The following is an 880-nucleotide window of genomic DNA, read 5'->3' on the forward strand; positions in this document are numbered from 1 at the left end:
CGTTTATACAGCGCGGTTACTCGCCTTAACACCGAATGCAGCCAAATTACAACGTGTAGCAATTGCTCAAAAATATCGTGGCCAAGGATTAGGCCATGAGTTGATGGCCGTTGTTGAAGCGAAGGCCTTAGAGGAACATTTCTCACAAATCATTTTAGGTGCCCAAGAGCATGTAACAGGTTTCTACGAAGCGCTTGGCTATGAAAACATGGATACACCGAAATATATGGACGCAGGCATCATGCATGTCGATATGGAAAAAAGTATCGGTCACGTCAACGAATGACTGCTAGACTAAAATAACCCAGCAAAAAGCTGCACCCCTTTGTTAATAAACAGGCGCAGCTTTTTCTGTGTGTCAATTTAAAGGTTAATCCATTTTGCCGAAATGCGCCCCGTTAACTTGCTAACATTTGATACCTACAATTGTATACAGTAAATTCAAATCAAATTAGTCGGGCCTTTTTTCAAATGAAAATGCGCACTCTCGCTCAGTTGTTTCATCTAAGGGATGGTTGTATGCAAATAAACGAACTGGTCCCCTTGTCGATAAGAATCCAGAAAAGTCTTAAAGAATATTTGATTGATTACCTGATCATTATCATTCTACTGGTGATCGTGAAGTTCATCCCTTGGCAACTAGGCCATATGGCGACTATTTCAGAGATATTTTCTAATTACGAATCGCTATCCAACCAAATACTAACACTCCTATTTCTTGACCCGCTTTTCCTGATTATGGCTATGCGAATCTTCCGTCCAATCGGCCGCCATATTGGGGACTTGATTGCGGGCACTCAAGTAAAATTTGTATAATAACAAAACCCTGTAAAGTCAGATTTCGGTCTAACGATACAGGGTTTTTTCGTGTCTATTCTAT

Annotated in this window: 2 protein-coding genes; both read left to right on the plus strand. The window is 40.7% G+C overall.

What is annotated here, in order from left to right:
- A partial coding sequence (locus ACRCJ0_RS16220; RefSeq protein WP_431391196.1) for a GNAT family N-acetyltransferase occupies positions 1–286 on the plus strand: 286 nt, incomplete at its 5' end.
- Positions 287–579: 293 nt separating this feature from the next.
- Positions 580–816, plus strand: coding sequence for a hypothetical protein (locus tag ACRCJ0_RS16225; protein WP_431391198.1), 237 nt, complete (start codon positions 580–582; stop codon positions 814–816).
- The last annotated feature ends 64 nt before the right edge of the window (positions 817–880 follow it).

This window comes from Aerococcus sp. L_32 (assembly GCF_050689315.1).